Raw genomic sequence first — 17260 nt, 5'->3', positions numbered from 1 at the left:
ACTTTTCCTCCTAAGCATCCTCTACATGAAGAGAACAGGTTTTACTCTAAATTCATTGATTTGACAACGTTTTTTGAATCTTCATTATACCATGTTTTCAGTAAGAACATTTTGTAAGACGTTCCCCTATTTCATCAATGATCAAACATTCACAAATGAAAAAGACCCTGTCTATAAGGACTGGCCCTTTTTTTTCAATCAATTTCTACCCGTATAGATGTACAGCTTGCGCCATTACACTTCCCAATATCAGCAGGGCATGCGGATACGGCCACAATGAGATCCATTTCGGCTCGCAGACGAATGTAATCACCAGGAAGCGATTTTGGCTGCTCCACAGACAGCTTTCCTTTTTCATCAATGACTGTATTCATAAAGGCATTAAAAGGATAGTACATATCCTCCTTCGGAATCCCAAATGGTTCGAAGGCAGTCCTTAAATTATCGTAGCATGTATGCATGACCTCTAAATGCGTCCGTCCGTATAAAAGCTGGTACATTTCTTGGCGGCAGGCGGGCATATATAAATCATGGCACTCGACTGTATCTTCAATGACCGTAAACATCGGTTTGTATAAATTAGAATAGAGCTTATCGCCTTTTTTCACTTTGGACGAAAATAGGCTGTCCATTGTCGCGCCTTGGTCAAATTTTTCATAAAAATCCTTTTCGTGATAGGCCATGACATCTGCTACTTGCTGGCCTTCAACATCAACCACCCGCATACATTGGCCTTTTCCTAAACGAAAGCCATGTCCATCCTTTGGTAAAATCACGTATTCTCCGTTCAACACATGCACTCCTTTCCTTAACAGTATGCCCAAAACGTCCCCTTGATCATGTATAAAAAAAGGAGCCAGTCACAAGCTAATGTCATTGAAACAGAAAGGTGTTGCACATGCATTGAAAGAAGAACAATCTTTATCTTGGTGGCAGCTTTCTCTCATCGGAGTAGGCTGTACAATTGGTACCGGTTTCTTCCTTGGTTCCAGCATCGCCATTACAAAGTCCGGTTATTCCGTCTGCATTTCTTTTTTGCTTGCTGCGGTTGGAACCTATCTCGTCTTTAAACATTTGGCTGCGATGACGGCTGATAACCCTGATAAAGGGTCGTTTTGCTCCTATGCTCGTAAAGCATATGGACGCTGGGCAGGGTTTAGCAATGGCTGGGTGTATTGGTTCGCAGAAATGCTGATTACAGGAAGTCAGTTAACAGCGATTTCTCTTTTTACCCGCCACTGGTTTCCATCTGTGCCGCTCTGGGTGTTTTCTGCAATTTATTCCGCTCTTGCCCTGCTCGTGATTATCATAGGGCTTTCTTCTTTTCAAAAGACAGAAAATGTCCTTGCGGTACTGAAGACAGCGGCGATTTTTCTATTTATGATCCTTGCTGTGCTTGTGTTATTCGGTATTCTGACAGATCATAAACCGACCCTGCATCTCCCAAACAAAGATCACGAATGGATGCCGCTCGGTCCGCTTGGTCTTTGGAATGGATTGATTTATGCGTTTTATGCATTTGGGGGAATAGAAGTCATGGGGCTGATGGCGGTTCATTTAAAGGACCCGAAGGATGCAGCAAAGTCTGGACGCGTCATGCTGATCATTCTAGCGGTCATCTATATCGTCTCAATTGGACTTGCTCTCTTGCTTGTCCCAGTGACAGCCTTTAATGAGAACAGCAGTCCATTTATTACATCATTAGAGCCATTTCATTTATCAATCTTTCTTCATATCTTTAATGGCATTTTCATTATTGCCGGCTTTTCGACATTGGTTGCCTCACTCTATGCAGTCACGACGCTGCTTGGCACGATGTCGGAGCATCAAGATGCACCTGCTTGTTTTAAACAAAAAGACCCATCTCATGTCGGATGGCCTTCGATTATTTTAACTGCTGCTGGATTAATTGTCTCGATTTTGCTTGCACTCTTTTTGTCCAAACACATCTACGAGCATCTCACAACAGCAGCCGGTCTTACCCTTCTGTACACGTGGGTCTTCATTCTGTTCTCAAGTAAAAAGCTATCAAAGCCATCCACTCGCCAAACGTGCGAAATGTTTCTTGCACTTCTCCTGATTGGAGCCGCCATTTCAGGCACTTTAACAGAGGCAAGCGGACGACCTGGCTTTTTTATCAGCCTTGGGATCATTGCAGTGATTGCCATCATGGTGCTATTTATGAGGAAAAAGTGGAAGCAGCAGGATCAGACCGCATCATAATTTCATCATGTTTCTTAATGCAGTAAAAGGACATTTGGCGGAGGCTGGTTTCTCCGCCTCTTCATCTGGGAGAAAGTATTGCTTCCATTCATGATTGGTCGGATCACCGTACCATTTTAATGATGGATGAACGCCGACCTCATCATACGCTTTGAGCCGCTTGCGAACGAGCTGGCTCATTTTTTGACCAAACTTGGTCGATCCATTCAATTTCTCAAACACCCATCTAGGCTGAAATGCCATTAAGACATAAGGAAAGTGGCGGCTTTTTCTGAGCTTATGAGCCGGTGTGGAGCATAAAATAAAATACGCTTCCCCGTGAAAGCAATACTCCCACTCATGATGATGAGCATCTAGCGGAATATCCTCAGGCCATGGCACTTCATCTTTCTGGTGCAGTCGTTGAAGCAATGACCAAAACTGCTGCTCAAGCTCTTCAAGCGAACTTTCCTTTAAATCCTGCGGTGTTTCAAAAAAGCATATAAATGAAGCATATTGACCCGTTTCTTTCGCACAGCTTTGATATTCTCTCAGTAGCTGCGCTAATTCCTCAACAGCTTCCTCTTTTCTCGGATCACCCACAAACCCATAGCGTAAATGATCGAGAAAAAACCCCTGTCTTCCTGGTACACAAGGGAATGTATCTGCCTCATCTCCTACCATCTCTCCAAATAGCGTAAAAGCATCCTGCTTCCATTCTTCTAGTGATCGTAGATTTTGATCAAGGCAACTTTTTGCATACAACTGGGCCATTTCCTTCCACCTCGTTTTAGCGTCTTCTCCATAGCCTATGAGAAAAAAAGGCTGTGGTGACTGTCCCTAAGCGACTTTCCTTGCGCATTCCAGAGGTGGATGTTCTCGTTCAAATTCAGCATGTATGTGCGTCTTTCACTCCATGCTGCTTCTTTTAATAGAGCGCTTTTGTATCTTCCCTATGATCGGTTCTTCATCAAAAAGACAGAATTGAGCACCCAATAAATGAGGGCTGAGCAAAAACTAAACAGATAGACTTTGTAGCTAATGAACACAACCAGTCCATAATCAATCCATAACGCTAACGCAGAGCAAATCACCCACGCCGCAAGAAAATAAACAAGTAAGTCACGGCCTCGAAACCTTCTAGGATGCCTGTGTAAAACAAGCTGAATCGGTGCAGCAAACACTACATAAGCGATTAAAATCAGCAGACTTGTCATCTCCACATAACCAAAGCCTGATTCAGTCGGGATAAATAGCATGGTATATACGAATGTTGCTGTGATGACTGATAAGATCAGCATGCACAAATAGTTGAATACTGGAAGAAAAATACGCATGGCAAAGCTCCTTGAATCCATTTTATATCTCACCATTATTCAAGAATGTGTTATGTCTGTCAATCCTTACAAAAAAGCAGACTGACATGAGTCTGCTTTTCTACCCAATCAACGCCATGATCCCTTGATACCCAAAATAAGCGCCGAAACCAAGTAAAGATAAGCCTGCAAGCACGGATAAGCCATGTAAGACACGTTCACTTAAATAGCGCCTAAACGAACTAGCAAGCAGTGCCATGCTGAAATCCCAGATCAACATGCCGATAAAAATAGCCAAGCTGTACATCAGCATTTGAGATGCTCCATACTTTTCGATCGTATTGGCCAAAATACTGCCGTAGATACCAAGCCAAAATAAAATACTGAGCGGATTGGAAAGAGAAATGAAAAACCCCGTCATAAATGACTGACCCATCGAAGTGTTTCCAACATCCTTTTTCGGGCTCTCCTGCAAATTGATTTTACGTAGGCTCTCAATGCCGGTATAGGTCAAAACAAAAAAGCCGAATAGCCACAAAAAGGTTTTCACAAGAGGTGCGGTCAAAAGCTGGGCGACACCAAAATAGATGAGGAGCATATAGACAATATCCGCAGCCATTGCCCCCACACCAAAAATCCACGCGTGCCAAAATCCACTTTTAATCCCTCTGTCGATTTGAGCTGCATTGACTGGCCCAACAGGCGCTGAAAGTGACAACCCTAAAAAGATATAACCAAAAAACACCGCCACATAGACGTCCTCCTTTTGATGCTGACTTGTACATATTATTCAAACGTTCTATGGTTTAGTACAAGTCCTTTGCCATCTTTTCAGGTGGACTCAAGGAGACATTGGATATTGCTTAACGATCGGCTTTCAGCGCCGATTGTTGCGGCAAGACCGTTTCCTTTTTCGTAGCACGTTTCATTTGAATCGCAGCTGCAAACAGAAGAACAGCTAAGAAGGCGAAAACAAAGACGGCACTTGCTGCTCCTGCCCATTCAAGACTAAAGCCGATCAAGAAGGACAAGCAGGCTCCGCCTAAACTTGCGGCTGCAATAAAGTAGCTTGTGGCCTCGTCGATGGCATTTTCAATCATTAATGCAGATGCAGTCAGTGCGATTGGGAACATACCAGCTGCGCACAAGCCGATGAAAAAGATGAGAAGCAGCTGGGCGGCAATGTGGGTTGTCATGGCAAAGACCACGAGCAGCAGAATCATGAGTGCTGCACTTAGCTTTAAAAAACGCAGCGGGTGCAGCTGATCTGCTTTTCTCGCAATGACAGTTCTGCCGATGACAATTGCTGTCCAGAAAGTGGAGACTGCAAAGAGACCCCAATTGTCTCCCCCCTTCTCCAGCATGATCGACGGCAAAAAATTCGCAAAGTTCGTTTCAATCCCTGCGTAGAAAAAGGCAAAGCAAATCATGATCACCACAATGATTCGATTGTTTCGATCAACAAGTAAGGACGGTTTTCTCACCCCATTGGAGGAAGAAGTCATCTGTCCACGAGGCAATTTGTTCATAAAGGCAAGCCAGAGCATCAGGAAGAAAGTCAGTGCACCGACTTGAAATAAAAACACATAGTGCCACGTCTGTTCATTGACAGTCAGTAAAATCACAAGTGGAAACAGCAGCGCTCCTAACCCAAAGAAGACCTCCATGATACTGATTCGCTTCGCACTGTTTGCCATCGAAATCACATACGCTCCGGCTGTTGTCTCAAGACTGCCTGCCCCGTTCCCAAGAAAAAAACCTGCCAGCACAAGTGTTGACCAGCCAGGAACCAAAAGCCCAAGCAGAAGTGATCCGATCATCAGCAAAAGACCCATAGTCAGAACAGCGCCATAGCCTTTTTTCCTCACAAGGATGGGTGATAACAGAACCCCTGTCAAAAAACCAATAAACTGAAAAAAGATTAAAGAAGATAATTCCCCAGGACCCTTATCGTAACTAGACAGTAAATAAGGAGTTAAGCTGCCAAAAAACACATGAATGGTCCCAATAAAAAAATAAAAGACACAGCCAAAATAAAATATTTTTTTCATCTTTTCACTTCCTCTAAAAAGGAGCGGAGTTTTGACATCCTCCGCTCCACCTCTTTAATATGCCCGGGCAGACTCGACAGCCTCTTCCCTCTCGAAGCATGTATTAAGCGCAGCCTGTGCGCGATACCCGTCTACAAAATCAGCAACTTTCATATGAGATGGATATGGATCTGTATTCACCCAGTGCATCAGCTGATCACGGAACGTATCAGACCATCCGTAAAATTCATTTGGCGGATCTGTCAGCAAGGTTTGCGGCATTTGATGACGCTCCACACACAAGCCATCGCTGATCTCATATTCGTTTTGCATGTTCGTATGGTATTTGAATACCTTGTCATGACCAACGACTTCTACACTAAATCCGCATTCCTCAGGCTGCGTGCTTTTGGATGTGACCAAGTGAAAGAACACTTGATTCTCCATCTGACCGAAAATTTCGGTATGATCATCCACCTGTACCTTTTTCTCTTCCTTTTCCTTTACATGCGTCAGCATCTTGGTATTAAGTGATTCTTTCTTCATTTCACTGCCAAATAAGTACCACAGCATATCAATTAAATGAATGCCCAGATCCCCTAATGCACCGCTCGTACGCAGACTCTCACCGCTGTCTCTCCATGAAAATGTCTTTCTTCTGAGGGCACTGTTTTTCTTAAAATGAGTCCTGACAGTCAAAATCCGGCCTAATTCACCATTGGCAATCAAGTTCTTCAAAATATTCACAAAGGATAAGTAACGATAGTTAAAGCCCATACTGGCTTGAACCTGGAACTGTTTGGCTGTCTCCACCATTTCCTTCGCTTCCTTCAGCGACACAGCCATTGGCTTTTCACATAAAATGGGCTGTCCTGCTCTTAGTGCCTGAAGGGCATGGTCTTTGTGACAAAAATTAGGGGAGGCAATGATCAACCCATCAGATGCATCTGCTAAAGTTTCGATACTTGAATACACGCGTCCGCCGTACTGTTTAATGAATCCCTGTGCAACTGACTCGTGTAAATCATAGACACCGGATAACTCTGCACCTTTGATCGTTGATAATGCTCTTGCATGTGCTTCTGCAATATTCCCTGCTCCAACAATTCCAATTTTCTTCATGAATGTGCCTCCTCATGTTTATACATCACTGTTTTCAGTGTTTCATAGATTCCTTTTGCATACCCATGATGACAAATTTGATGATGGTGCCGCTTGGCTTCGGCCGTCGCATTTTGGACGAGGAAACCGTGCGTGACGGATTGAAGCATCCGCAAATCGTTCCCACTATCTCCAAAGGCAAAGCCTTGATCTTTCGATAAATCATATTGGTTCAGCATAAAGCGGACAATTTCATCCTTCCCAGTGCCGACTGGTAAAAAATCAACATCATAGCAATCAGCAGGGTCTCCTGCAAGCGGATTGCATTTGTTGATGTTGACCGCCACCCCGCGCTCTTTGGCAAGTGTTTGGATAAATGATAACTGATGAAGATCTGTCCGTTCATCCTGCTCCTGATAATAGAAATTCTTCTTATACCCTGAACTTCCCAGCTGCGTTTGCGGTCTGAGATGAATTCCCTTTTCACGTATAGTTTCGAGGATGTCTTCAATTTTTTCATCTGAGAAGCCCTGCGCATCCAGCCGCTTCATCCACTCCGCATCTGGCTGTCCAAAATGAGCATCTGATGTATACACAATCTCAGTCCCTAAGTTCGACGCAATGAAATGCGGGAATTGATGAAAACCATCTTTTTCCATTTTACTTGTCACAGAATCAAGGCTGCTTCCCGTCACCCAGCCAAGCATAAGCTGTCCTGCTTCACTCTTTTCTGCCACAAAGGCTTCCAGCCGCTTGACATCCTCTCTCTGCTCATCGGTCATTCCGTGAGAATAATAGGTTTCATCAAAGTCACAGAAGACGATCCACTTCGGATTATTCGGCTGATTCAGCAGCTTTTTATTGAATGGAAGACTTGATAACATGATGAACCCCCTCGATGACCTTCTCCTGATCTTGCAGCGGCATGCCTGGATACAGCGGCAAGTGAAGTAATTCCTGTGCTGCTTTTTCCGTTTGTGGAAGTGTCGTTTGTTTATACTTTTGAGAAACAAGATTTGTTTGATGCTGATGCGATAGAATCGGGTAATAAACATCCGTTTCTATGCCCATTTTCAGCAATTTCGTTGCAAGCTTATCTCGTTCTCCCTTCAGCACTCTGATCGGGAACAGATGCCAGACATGATCATCCGTCAGCTTCGGAAGCTTCAAGTATCCTTCATCCTCAAGCGTTTGCAGCTGGTCAATGTATCGCTTTGCTAAGTAAAAGCGTTTAAAGTTTTGTAATCCTAAATACTTCATGCGTTCGAGTCCGATCGCTGCCTGCAAATTATCAATTTTCGAATTAAAGCCGTAGTCACTGCGTTTGACATTTTTCTTTCCTACTTCAAAGCCGTGATAGCTGATCTCCATGCATTTTTCTGCTAAGGCTTCATCATTTGTCGCGATGGCTCCTGCCTTGCCGCAGACACCAAGATTTTTGTATGGATTAAAGCTGAGAACAAGCCCATCTCCATATGCTCCAAGGTCAGTGCTACCGATCGCCTGACAGCCATCTTCAATGATTTTCAGCCCATGCTTTTTCGCAATCGCCGAAATGGCCTTCATATCCGCTTGTTTTCCATATAAATGAACCGGAAGAATGCATGCCGTTTGATCTGTGATATGCTTCTCTATTTCACTCGGTGCCAAGCAGTAAGTATCTGGATCAATATCGGCATAGACAGGAACAGCCCCAATCGCAAGCACTGCATTTTCTGTTGCAGCAAAGCTATTCGCTGGCAAAATGACCTCATCTCCTGGAGTGACGCCTGCTGATATAAGGCTGATCATTAGAGCATCTGTTCCACTTGACGTGGCAATGACATATTTCTTCCCTAAGTACTCAGCGAGCTGCTTTTCAAACGTCGGGATATATGGCCCTGAAGTAAAACGGCCAGAACTCAATACTTCTTTCAACACCTGCATAATATCATCGATTTCATCCTCTGAAATCAGTCTATCAACTGGCAGAAACGGTATCTTTTTTTCCTTATTTTGTTTATAATGGAAGAGAATTTTTTCCAATCCTGTGTGCCCTATATCTTGCTCGAGGAACGTCACCAGCTTTTCATTTGCTAGGTGCTTCTCAACTGAATCAGACTTTACTTGAACACCTTGATTGATCATATCCAGCAAAGGTAGATAATCCTTGCTTTTACCTGATATCTTCGTCAATATTTGCATTCCATTCCCTCCAATTAATCAATTCCATTTGTTAATATTTAACTTGTTTCACATTGTAAATGATGTTATCGATTTCAGAACAATAACTTTGTGTAAAGGATTTGTTAATATGTGTACAATTTATGAAATTGCCAAACGCTGCGGGGTTTCAACCACCACCGTTTCCAGAGTGCTGAATCATCATCCATATGTGTCAGAGGAAAAGCGCCAGCTCATTTTACAGGTGATGAAAGAAATGGAATATACACCGAGTTCAGCGGCTCGCACCCTTCGTTCACATCAGACAAAAACCATTGCTGTGTCTGTCCCGGCTGTGGACCATCCTTTTTTTGCACAATTCATTAAAGGAATTTCAAAAGAAGCACTGGATCAAGGCTATAAAGCCATCGTGCTTCAGACGTTTTATCAGGAATCATTAGAGCTTGAAGGGCTTCAATTATTAAAAAGAAGAGAAGTAGATGGGGTCATATTAGGGGCATTAGAAAATCCGTGGGGAAAGATCGAGCCATTTTTAACGAACGGCCCTATTGTCATGGCGAATGAATATCATCAAACAGCAGACATCCCGATTATTGGATACGACGAGCGGGAAGCTGCCTATAAAGCAGTTGACTACTTGATTCAGTCGGGGCGGAAATCGATCGGGTTTTGCTTTGATACAGAAAGCAGTGAAGCACAGAAACAAAGGAAACAGGGCTATCTCGACGCTCTTTCTGCACACGGCTTGCCGCTGCATGACGATTGGCTGTTCGGCGAGGCCTTCACCATTGAAGACGGTTTTCGCTTAATGGATGTCATCCATGACATGAAGAATGCACCTGATGCCATTTTCACCGGTAATGACCAAGTCGCAGCAGGGCTCATTAAACAGGCCATTTCATATGGTTATCAAATTCCTAAGGATCTAGCGGTGATTGGCTATGACAATCAAGACATTTGCGAGGTGACGGCTCCAACGATCACCACAATCGACATCCCGATCGTAGAGCTTGGCCAGCGGTCTGTGCAGCAAATAATCGAGATCCTGCAAGACCAAAAACCATTACAGCGTGAACATATCCAGCTGCCTACCCGGCTCGTAACAAGGGAATCGACATAAACAAAAAAAGACTGAGAGCTGTCCAGTCTTTTTTTAAACCTATATAAATTGAGCAAGAATGAATGTCCATACACACACTATGCCGAGCAGGATGAAGCTGTACTTCACAGTCTTTTGGAAGAGCTCAGATTCTTTACCTGTTTCTCCAACTGCTGCTGTAGCAATGGCGATAGATTGTGGAGAAATTAATTTCGCCATGACCCCGCCTGTTGTATTTGCTCCGATTAACAAACCTGCTTGTGAGCCGATTTGAGAAGCAGTGACCGCTTGAAGGTTACCGAATAAGGCGTTGTTACTCACGACAGATCCTGTAATAAACACCCCGATCCAGCCAAGCACTGGGCTGACAAGCGGGAACAAATCGCCTGTTTTGGCAAGTGCAAGCCCAATGGCTGAACTTAGTCCAGCGAAGTTCGCCAAGTTGGCAAAGCCCATGACAAAACAAATGGTGAGAACTGGTACCCAAAGCTCTTTCACTGATGCTTTTAAGCAGGCAGCGCCTTCTGTTAATGTAATATGTCTGCTAAACAAACCTGTCAGCATCACCGCAATCAGAATGGCAGTACCCGTTGCACTGATCACATCAATTTTAAAGATCGCATCAATAGGTGTTGCTGTTTGTGCAATTGGTGGTAATTTCACAATTTGCTGATGCAAAAATGGCATTTTCACTAAAATGGTTGTCCAGTTGAGCGGGCCTCCTACAGCAAACAATGCTTTAAATGCTGGCAGACTCCATACCGTAATCACGGCAGTTAAAATATAGAACGGAGACCATGCTTTCAGCACTTCAACGCCGCGATACGTTTGTTTCTGTTCAATGGCTGGTGCTCCTTCTTCACGATAAATATGTTTCGGCTGCCATTTTCGAAGAAATAAAGCCAAAATCCCCATACTTGCTAAAGCTGAAATAATATTGGCAAGCTCAGGACCCATTGTCACCATTGTGACAGCTTGCAAAATGGCATAGCTTCCACTCACAACAAGCAAGGCAGGGAGCGTTTCTTTAATCCCTTTGAATCCGTCCACAATGAGAATGAGTAGGAACGGAATACAGAATGAAATAAATGGAATCGTAAACACAAGGGTTTGAGATAACGCAAGCGGCGTCATATTGCCCATTTGCGCCCCTGTAATGACTGGGATACCCACAGCACCAAATGCGCCAGACGCAGCATTGGCAATTAAGCAGAGCATCGCAGCTTTCAGCGGTTTAAACCCAAGCTCTGTTAAGAGAGCGGCACTAATCGCAATCGGTACACCAAACCCAGCGGCTCCCTCTAAAAATGCGTTAAAACTAAAACCAATTAATAAGAGCTGAAGACGTTGATCTTGAGAGATTCCTGCAATACTAGAACGAATAACATCGAATTTACCAGATTTCACAGCAATTTTATAGAGCCACACCGCCATGATGACGATATATCCAATCGGCCACAGCCCATTAGATATACCGAGCAGCACAGCAGATAATGCTTTTTCAATTGGCATATGAAAGAAGAAAACCGCTGTTACAAAGCTGACGATTAAGGTAAAACAAGCGGCTAAAACACCTTTTAACTTAAATACGGTTAATGCAAGTAGGAAAAACAAAATTGGAAGCATTGCTACCAACGCACTCACGAACTCATTACCAAACGGATTATATATTTGCTGCCACATAGTGATTCATCCTTTTCTGCTCAGATAGGTTGCTTTTGATTAAAAATGAGGAGCCAAAATCTCTTTTAACACATTCACACTGTGCGCGAATTGTTCTTTTTCTGTATCATTCAGTGCAAGCTCTATCACTTCTGTTGCGCCATTTCGATTCACAAGGGCAGGTACACCAATGTAGACATCTTCTGCTCCGTACTCTCCATCTAAGTAAGTGCTGACAGTCAAAATACTGTTTTCATTGTGCAGAATCGCTCTTGTTATGCGGGCCAAACTCATCGCTACGCCGTAGTAAGTAGCGCCTTTTTTCTCAATGATTTGATAAGCGGCATGACGGACATTTTCCATCATCTCATCTAAATCTTCTTGTTTGTATTGATCATTTTTCTTCATTAATTCTGTAATCGGTACACTTCCGATATTCGCATGACTCCAAACAGCAAGCTCTGTATCGCCATGCTCTCCAATGATATACGCATGCACATTGTGTGCCGCTGCGTCAAAGTACTCACTAAGCATGTATCTAAACCTTGCAGTATCAAGTGTAGTTCCGCTGCCGATCACTCGTTCTTTTGGCAGTCCACTGAATTTCCAAGTCGCATATGTTAAAATATCAACAGGGTTTGTGGCGACTAAGAAAATACCATCGAATCCACTTTTCATCACATTGTCTACAATGCCTTTAAATATATTTAAGTTTTTTTCAACAAGGTCAAGTCTCGTTTCACCTGGCTTTTGGTTCGCTCCAGCACAGATACACACAATGTCCGCATCCTTACAATCCTCATAATCTCCATACCATGTGTTCACCGGATGCGGAGCAAATGCTTTCCCGTGGTTTAAATCCATGACGTCACCCATTGCTTTATCTTGATTCAAATCGATGACAACCAATTCATCTGTGATCACTTGATTTATTAATGTAAAGGCATAACTGCTACCTACAAAACCTGCTCCAATAAGTGCTACTTTGTTTACTTTTTCGTTTGTCATTTATCTCATCCTCCTGAGTAAAACTAGGTTGTTTTTCTTATGTGAAGTATTTCACATTCTTATTGTGCAATACTTCACAAACTTTTGCAAGGGGGTTTCGGAAAAAAAATATGTAGCGAATTTGTGAACACACTTATTGTGCTTTCAAAGAGCTGTATCCATGCATATTTCCACAAGAAAAAAGCTGCCAAGCCATTGTCAGCAGCTTTATACATGTTAATAAGGTCCCCAATTGATCATCACGCCGATACAAATAAAGACAAGGCCAATGACAAACCAAATGAGCGCAAGTGGCACCATAAAACGAAGCCACTTCACATAAGGAATACCACTTGCAGCAAGCACAGCCATGAGCACACCTGACGTCGGATTGATACAGTTAACCACCCCTTCGCCAAGCATCACCGCTTCTACAGCGACCTGTCTTGTGATGCCCATTAAATCAGCCAGCGGCGCAAGAATTGGAATAAAGACAACCGCTTCTCCTGAACCTGATGAAATCAAAAAGTGAAGAAGTGCACTCGCAATATACATCCCGATCGCACCAGCAATTGGACTAAATCCTGTCAGCATACTCGCCAAGCCATTAACCACGGTATCAAGCAGCTTACCATTTTCCAAAATGACAGAAATGCAGCGTGCCATTCCGACAATGAGTGCGCCGTAAACAAGGCTTTGACAGCCGACAATAAACGTTTTCGCAATATCATTGGCTGCTAATCCGCCAAGCAATCCAGCAGCAATCGCCATGAAAATGAAGACTCCTGCCATTTCCTTATCGGTCCAGCCAAGCTGAAGCGCGCCATATAAGAAGCCCCCAAGAGACAATCCACACACTGCTAAAATCAGCTTATGTCTGCCCGTAAATGCAGGCTTGTCCACAGATTCTGCATCAGATCCGCCAAGCCCCTTCGCAGGAAACCATTGATCACCAAGAAGACTTCCCTTTTCTTTATTCTTTAGGCGTCTTGTATATAAATAGATGTACACAATACTAGATATAAGAAAACAAAGATAAATAATGACACGCAGGCCAATGCCAGAAAAAATCGGCAGCTCTGCAATCGTCTGAGATAACCCCAGTGGAGATGGAGACAATATGGTTGCGTTAAACCCGGCATAACAGCCGATGTAAATCACCGCCGCTCCTGCCACAGCATCCCATTTCAAGGATCTTGCCACAATGATCCCGATTGGAATAAATCCTATAACAGAGTTCACGACAATTCCGGTCGTTCCAAGCACTGAAAATAATCCTCCAACGATACAAATAAACAATAATTGCTTTGTTTGAAACCTGCTGATGACATGGTGAATCATTCCGTTAATGGCACCTGTTTTCTCCAAAATGGCTATGGTTCCACCAGTAAATAGAATGAGAAAAATAATAGAAGAAGACCCTACCATCCCTTCCTGAATGGCTGTAAAAAAGCCCACTGGACTTACGGGTGATTGATCAATGCGATGATAGCTGCCAGGAACAGCTGTTGTAATTTCCCCTGACGTCTTTCGGTCAAATTCACCTGCTGGCACAAAATACGTTGCAACGGTACAAATGAGCGCAATGATAAATAAGAGAACATACGCATCTGGCATTTGAAGTTTTCTTTTTTGTTTCTCTGGTGGTAATACTGCTGCTGTTTTCATGTGTCAAAACCCCTTTGTCCCGATCGAGATTTCACTTAATTTTCTGAATAATCAAATGATGTGTTATATTATAAACACTGATGATATTTAAGATCAATATTATTTCACTAAAAGAATATTTTGACAGGTTTTCTGTCAGCAAGGAGGCTATTCATGACAACTTTGACAAACGACATGCAGCAAACGGTGAAAGACATCTTTGATCACCTGCACGCCCACCCTGAAATCAGCTGGGAAGAAACGAATACGACGGCTTATCTTGAGGACTTATTAAAGAAAATGGGCTGTCAAACTCGAACATTTGACGACTGTACAGGAGTGATCGGTGAAATGGGAGAAGGTTCACCAGTGGTCGCTGTAAGAGCCGATATTGATGCACTTTGGCAGGAAGTAGGTGGTGAGTTTCAAGCCAATCATTCATGTGGTCACGATGCACACATGACAATGGCTCTCGGCACCTTCATGGCATTAAAAGAAAAGGAACTTCCAAACGGCACCATCCGGTTCATTTTTCAGCCTGCTGAGGAAAAAGGCGGCGGTGCGCTGAAAATGATTGAAAAAGATGTGCTAGCAGACGTTGATTACTTATATGGAGTGCATGTGCGTCCAATTCAAGAAACATTAAACGGACGCTGCGCACCTGCGATCTTGCATGGATCGAGTAATCATTACATCGGCACAATTATTGGTGAGGAAGCCCACGGTGCACGCCCGCACCTAGGGGTCAACGTCATTGAAGTGGCTTCTACCCTCGTGCAAAGACTCGCGCATATTCATGTCGACCCAAGAGTTGCACATTCTGTGAAAATGACCAACCTACATGCTGGCGGAGGCAGTTCAAACATCATCCCTGGCAAAGCTTCTTTTACATTAGATGTCAGAGCACAAACAAATGAAGTGATGGATGAACTAGAAAAAGAAATTGAAAGAGCCGTACATGCTGTAGCGGATGCCTTTGGTGCTTCCATTACACTTTCAACAGATCATCGTCTGCCTGCCGCCACCTTAAATGAAGAAGCCGTTCAGATGATGTCTCAAGCCATTGAAAAGGTTTTAGGCAAAGAGCAGCTCGATCCTCCGCTCGTAACGACAGGTGGAGAGGATTTTCACTTTTATGCAGCAAAGGTTCCGCATATCAAATCGACGATGCTTGGTTTAGGCTGTGACTTAAAGCCCGGTCTACATCATCCGTATATGACATTCGACCGCTCTGCTATTTTTACCGGCATTGAGATTTTGACTGAAGCTGTTTATCAAACGCTTCAGCAGCATTCATCATAAAATCAAAAAACCACCCGTTTTTTCTTTAAACGGGTGGTCTGATTGTATTACGCATTCAAATCTGTCATTGCTGGGACGTTGATTTCTTTTACACAGGATACCCTTGATAAATGAATCACACATCTCGCAAGTTCTACTATATCCTGTACAGGAATTCTCGTTTCATCATATAGAGCGATGGCTTTTTCGGCACCATCTTCATATGGTACCTCCGCTGCCAGCTCTCCTGGATTGATACAGGTGACAGATATTTTATCTTTTCTCACATGCTCTCTTAGTGCATTCACAATTCCGCGCAGGCCAAATTTAGATGCAACAAAAGAAACTTGCGGTAGGTTTGTATGATCGAGTCCCGCCGTTGAACCAATCACGATGATTTTTCCATTCTCCGATTTTCTTACGTGCGGAAGCAGTGCTTGGATGTAAGTAATCGTAGACGTGACATTCACATTGATTAAATGAGCGATATCCTCTGGCTGATCGTGATCAAATGAATAATCATCTTCAAAGCCTCGTTTTTCCCATAAGCCGACGTTATAGATGAGGACATCAATGGTTTTGTCCCCCAATGCTTCGATCATGTATGGGATATGAGATTGGCTTGATAAATCAATTTTCAGCCAAATTCTATGTACACCGTCATCTAATTTCAAACTGCTCGGTTCACTTCGAGACACAATCCAAACTGTATCTCCGCTTGAAGGAAGACCTTTAACAAAAGCATCCCCTAATCCTTGACTTGCACCGAATATGATATAGTTTTTACTCATAGCTCCTCCTTCTACGTCTCATGAGCTTTCAGTCAGACAGTAGCTCATCTGTAAGCGTTTTATACCTCTATCATATAGGTTCTAAGATTTGGCTGCCTCTTTTATGCCTGTCTTTACTTTCAGTTACTTGATTCCTTTAATTCCACTGGTAATGTGCGTTCCTCTATAAAGCATTGAACCATATCCATAAACAGTTCTTTCTTCTCAAACGTAAATGTATGTCCAATAGCGGGAACGACGACACCTGCTGCCTGCGGATGTGAATTCGTTATTTTCTTTGCTGACCGTTTCATGATGCCTTTTTCCTTTTCCCCCACTGTGACAAGAATTCGTGCCTTCGCTTGTTGAAACGTGTCTGGGAGCTTGTAATGGAGATTTTCTTGAAACATCGTCAGAAGGGTTTTCTTCTGCAAATTCTTCGAATCCGCCACATAGTGATTGAGTACATCGTTTGGAAGCCCCATTTTTTCAGCTTGGAGCTCGATAAACCAATCTTTCTTTAATAATGGATACGTAAGAGGTAAAAGAGGTCTCACCATCAAGTAAAGCCATGGCAGCGGCATCACAAGAGCGCTATTGATGACGGCTATGTCTACGATGTCAGGCTCTTTTGATAACACCTCAACGGCAACCTGTGCACCTAGAGAGAAGCCAATAAGTATCACTTTACGTCCATGCGTATGCTGCTTGATCCACGAGATGACTTCAAGAGCACTTTCTCTCATGGAAAATGACTGTTCATCTGCTCTAGTCCCGTGACCAATGAGATCAGGCGTATAGCATTCATACGCTTCCTTGAATGTTTTTATCTGCTCCTGCCACATCCAGCTACTTACTCCTCCACCATGCAGGAAAATCATGATCGGCTTAACCATCATCGACAACTCGTCCACCTTCCTTATATATAAGAAAAAAAGCAGCCGCTTTTTGAGCAGACTGCTTTTTCATATGCTCCCTTCTATTATAAGGGAATCTCATCAT

The 17260-nt window shown here is 43.3% G+C and carries 16 protein-coding genes; 3 read left to right on the top strand and 13 right to left on the bottom strand.

Annotation, left to right across the window (positions count from 1 at the left end; translation table 11 throughout):
* Nucleotides 1-194: 194 nt before the first annotated feature.
* Nucleotides 195-791, bottom strand: a complete 597-nt coding sequence (locus NST39_RS01755; protein WP_106066523.1) for a DUF1989 domain-containing protein — start codon at nt 789-791, stop codon at nt 195-197.
* Between the two features lie 79 nt (nt 792-870).
* On the opposite strand from NST39_RS01755, the gene NST39_RS01750 reads away from it, so the two are divergent.
* Complete coding sequence (locus tag NST39_RS01750; RefSeq protein WP_044139264.1) at nt 871-2223, top strand: amino acid permease; 1353 nt, start codon at nt 871-873, stop codon at nt 2221-2223.
* Here NST39_RS01750 and NST39_RS01745 read toward each other — a convergent pair.
* The 7 genes from NST39_RS01745 to NST39_RS01715 all read right to left on the bottom strand — a co-directional run bounded on the left by NST39_RS01745 (nt 2218) and on the right by NST39_RS01715 (nt 8833).
* Complete coding sequence (locus tag NST39_RS01745) at nt 2218-2976, bottom strand: YqcI/YcgG family protein (RefSeq protein ID WP_003216950.1); 759 nt, start codon at nt 2974-2976, stop codon at nt 2218-2220. The genes NST39_RS01750 and NST39_RS01745 overlap by 6 nt on opposite strands.
* Nucleotides 2977-3155: 179 nt before the next feature.
* Nucleotides 3156-3539, bottom strand: a complete 384-nt coding sequence (locus NST39_RS01740; RefSeq protein ID WP_341026650.1) for a UPF0715 family protein — start codon at nt 3537-3539, stop codon at nt 3156-3158.
* 100 nt (nt 3540-3639) lie between these two features.
* Nucleotides 3640-4269 (bottom strand): LysE family translocator, encoded by a 630-nt coding sequence (locus tag NST39_RS01735; protein WP_003217164.1) that lies wholly within the window; start codon nt 4267-4269, stop codon nt 3640-3642.
* A 112-nt stretch (nt 4270-4381) separates the two neighbouring features.
* Nucleotides 4382-5569: an MFS transporter gene (locus NST39_RS01730; RefSeq protein WP_065098751.1), complete on the bottom strand. Its 1188-nt coding sequence runs from the start codon at nt 5567-5569 to the stop codon at nt 4382-4384.
* Nucleotides 5570-5623: 54 nt separating this feature from the next.
* Nucleotides 5624-6670, bottom strand: a complete 1047-nt coding sequence (locus NST39_RS01725) for a Gfo/Idh/MocA family protein (protein ID WP_126741576.1) — start codon at nt 6668-6670, stop codon at nt 5624-5626.
* Nucleotides 6667-7533, bottom strand: coding sequence for an HAD-IIB family hydrolase (locus tag NST39_RS01720; protein WP_341026646.1), 867 nt, complete (start codon nt 7531-7533; stop codon nt 6667-6669). Before NST39_RS01720 ends, NST39_RS01725 begins: the two co-directional genes overlap by 4 nt.
* Nucleotides 7508-8833 (bottom strand): DegT/DnrJ/EryC1/StrS family aminotransferase, encoded by a 1326-nt coding sequence (locus NST39_RS01715; RefSeq protein WP_341026643.1) that lies wholly within the window; start codon nt 8831-8833, stop codon nt 7508-7510. The genes NST39_RS01720 and NST39_RS01715 overlap by 26 nt, the downstream gene beginning before the upstream one ends.
* A gap of 109 nt (nt 8834-8942) precedes the next feature.
* Here NST39_RS01715 and NST39_RS01710 point away from each other — a divergent pair, with 109 nt between their 5' ends.
* Entirely contained in the window at nt 8943-9932 is a 990-nt protein-coding gene (locus tag NST39_RS01710; protein ID WP_065098747.1) for a LacI family DNA-binding transcriptional regulator, read from the top strand.
* Nucleotides 9933-9971: 39 nt separating this feature from the next.
* Here the strand turns inward: NST39_RS01710 and NST39_RS01705 are convergent, their stop codons facing one another.
* The 3 genes from NST39_RS01705 to NST39_RS01695 form a co-directional block, all read right to left on the bottom strand.
* Entirely contained in the window at nt 9972-11594 is a 1623-nt protein-coding gene (locus NST39_RS01705; protein ID WP_065098746.1) for an L-lactate permease, read from the bottom strand.
* Between the two features lie 39 nt (nt 11595-11633).
* On the bottom strand, nt 11634-12581 hold the full coding sequence (locus NST39_RS01700) for an L-lactate dehydrogenase (RefSeq protein WP_003217251.1): 948 nt from the start codon (nt 12579-12581) through the stop codon (nt 11634-11636).
* A gap of 216 nt (nt 12582-12797) precedes the next feature.
* Nucleotides 12798-14228, bottom strand: coding sequence for a YfcC family protein (locus NST39_RS01695; protein ID WP_113386686.1), 1431 nt, complete (start codon nt 14226-14228; stop codon nt 12798-12800).
* A 153-nt stretch (nt 14229-14381) separates the two neighbouring features.
* On the opposite strand from NST39_RS01695, the gene NST39_RS01690 reads away from it, so the two are divergent.
* Nucleotides 14382-15509 carry a M20 peptidase aminoacylase family protein gene (locus NST39_RS01690; protein ID WP_113768663.1) on the top strand — a complete coding sequence of 376 codons (1128 nt, stop codon included), beginning with the start codon at nt 14382-14384 and terminating at the stop codon, nt 15507-15509.
* A gap of 47 nt (nt 15510-15556) precedes the next feature.
* On the opposite strand, the gene NST39_RS01685 is transcribed toward NST39_RS01690, so the two are convergent.
* Nucleotides 15557-16279 (bottom strand): SDR family oxidoreductase, encoded by a 723-nt coding sequence (locus NST39_RS01685; RefSeq protein WP_050943293.1) that lies wholly within the window; start codon nt 16277-16279, stop codon nt 15557-15559.
* A 119-nt stretch (nt 16280-16398) separates the two neighbouring features.
* Nucleotides 16399-17157, bottom strand: a complete 759-nt coding sequence (locus tag NST39_RS01680; RefSeq protein ID WP_341026639.1) for an alpha/beta fold hydrolase — start codon at nt 17155-17157, stop codon at nt 16399-16401.
* Nucleotides 17158-17260: the final 103 nt, after the last annotated feature.

The sequence above is a fragment of the Bacillus sp. FSL W8-0645 genome, assembly GCF_038007905.1.
Classification (GTDB): domain Bacteria; phylum Bacillota; class Bacilli; order Bacillales; family Bacillaceae; genus Bacillus; species Bacillus pumilus.
Note: the sequence above shows the minus strand (reverse complement) of the source record. Positions and strands in the feature narration are given on the sequence as shown.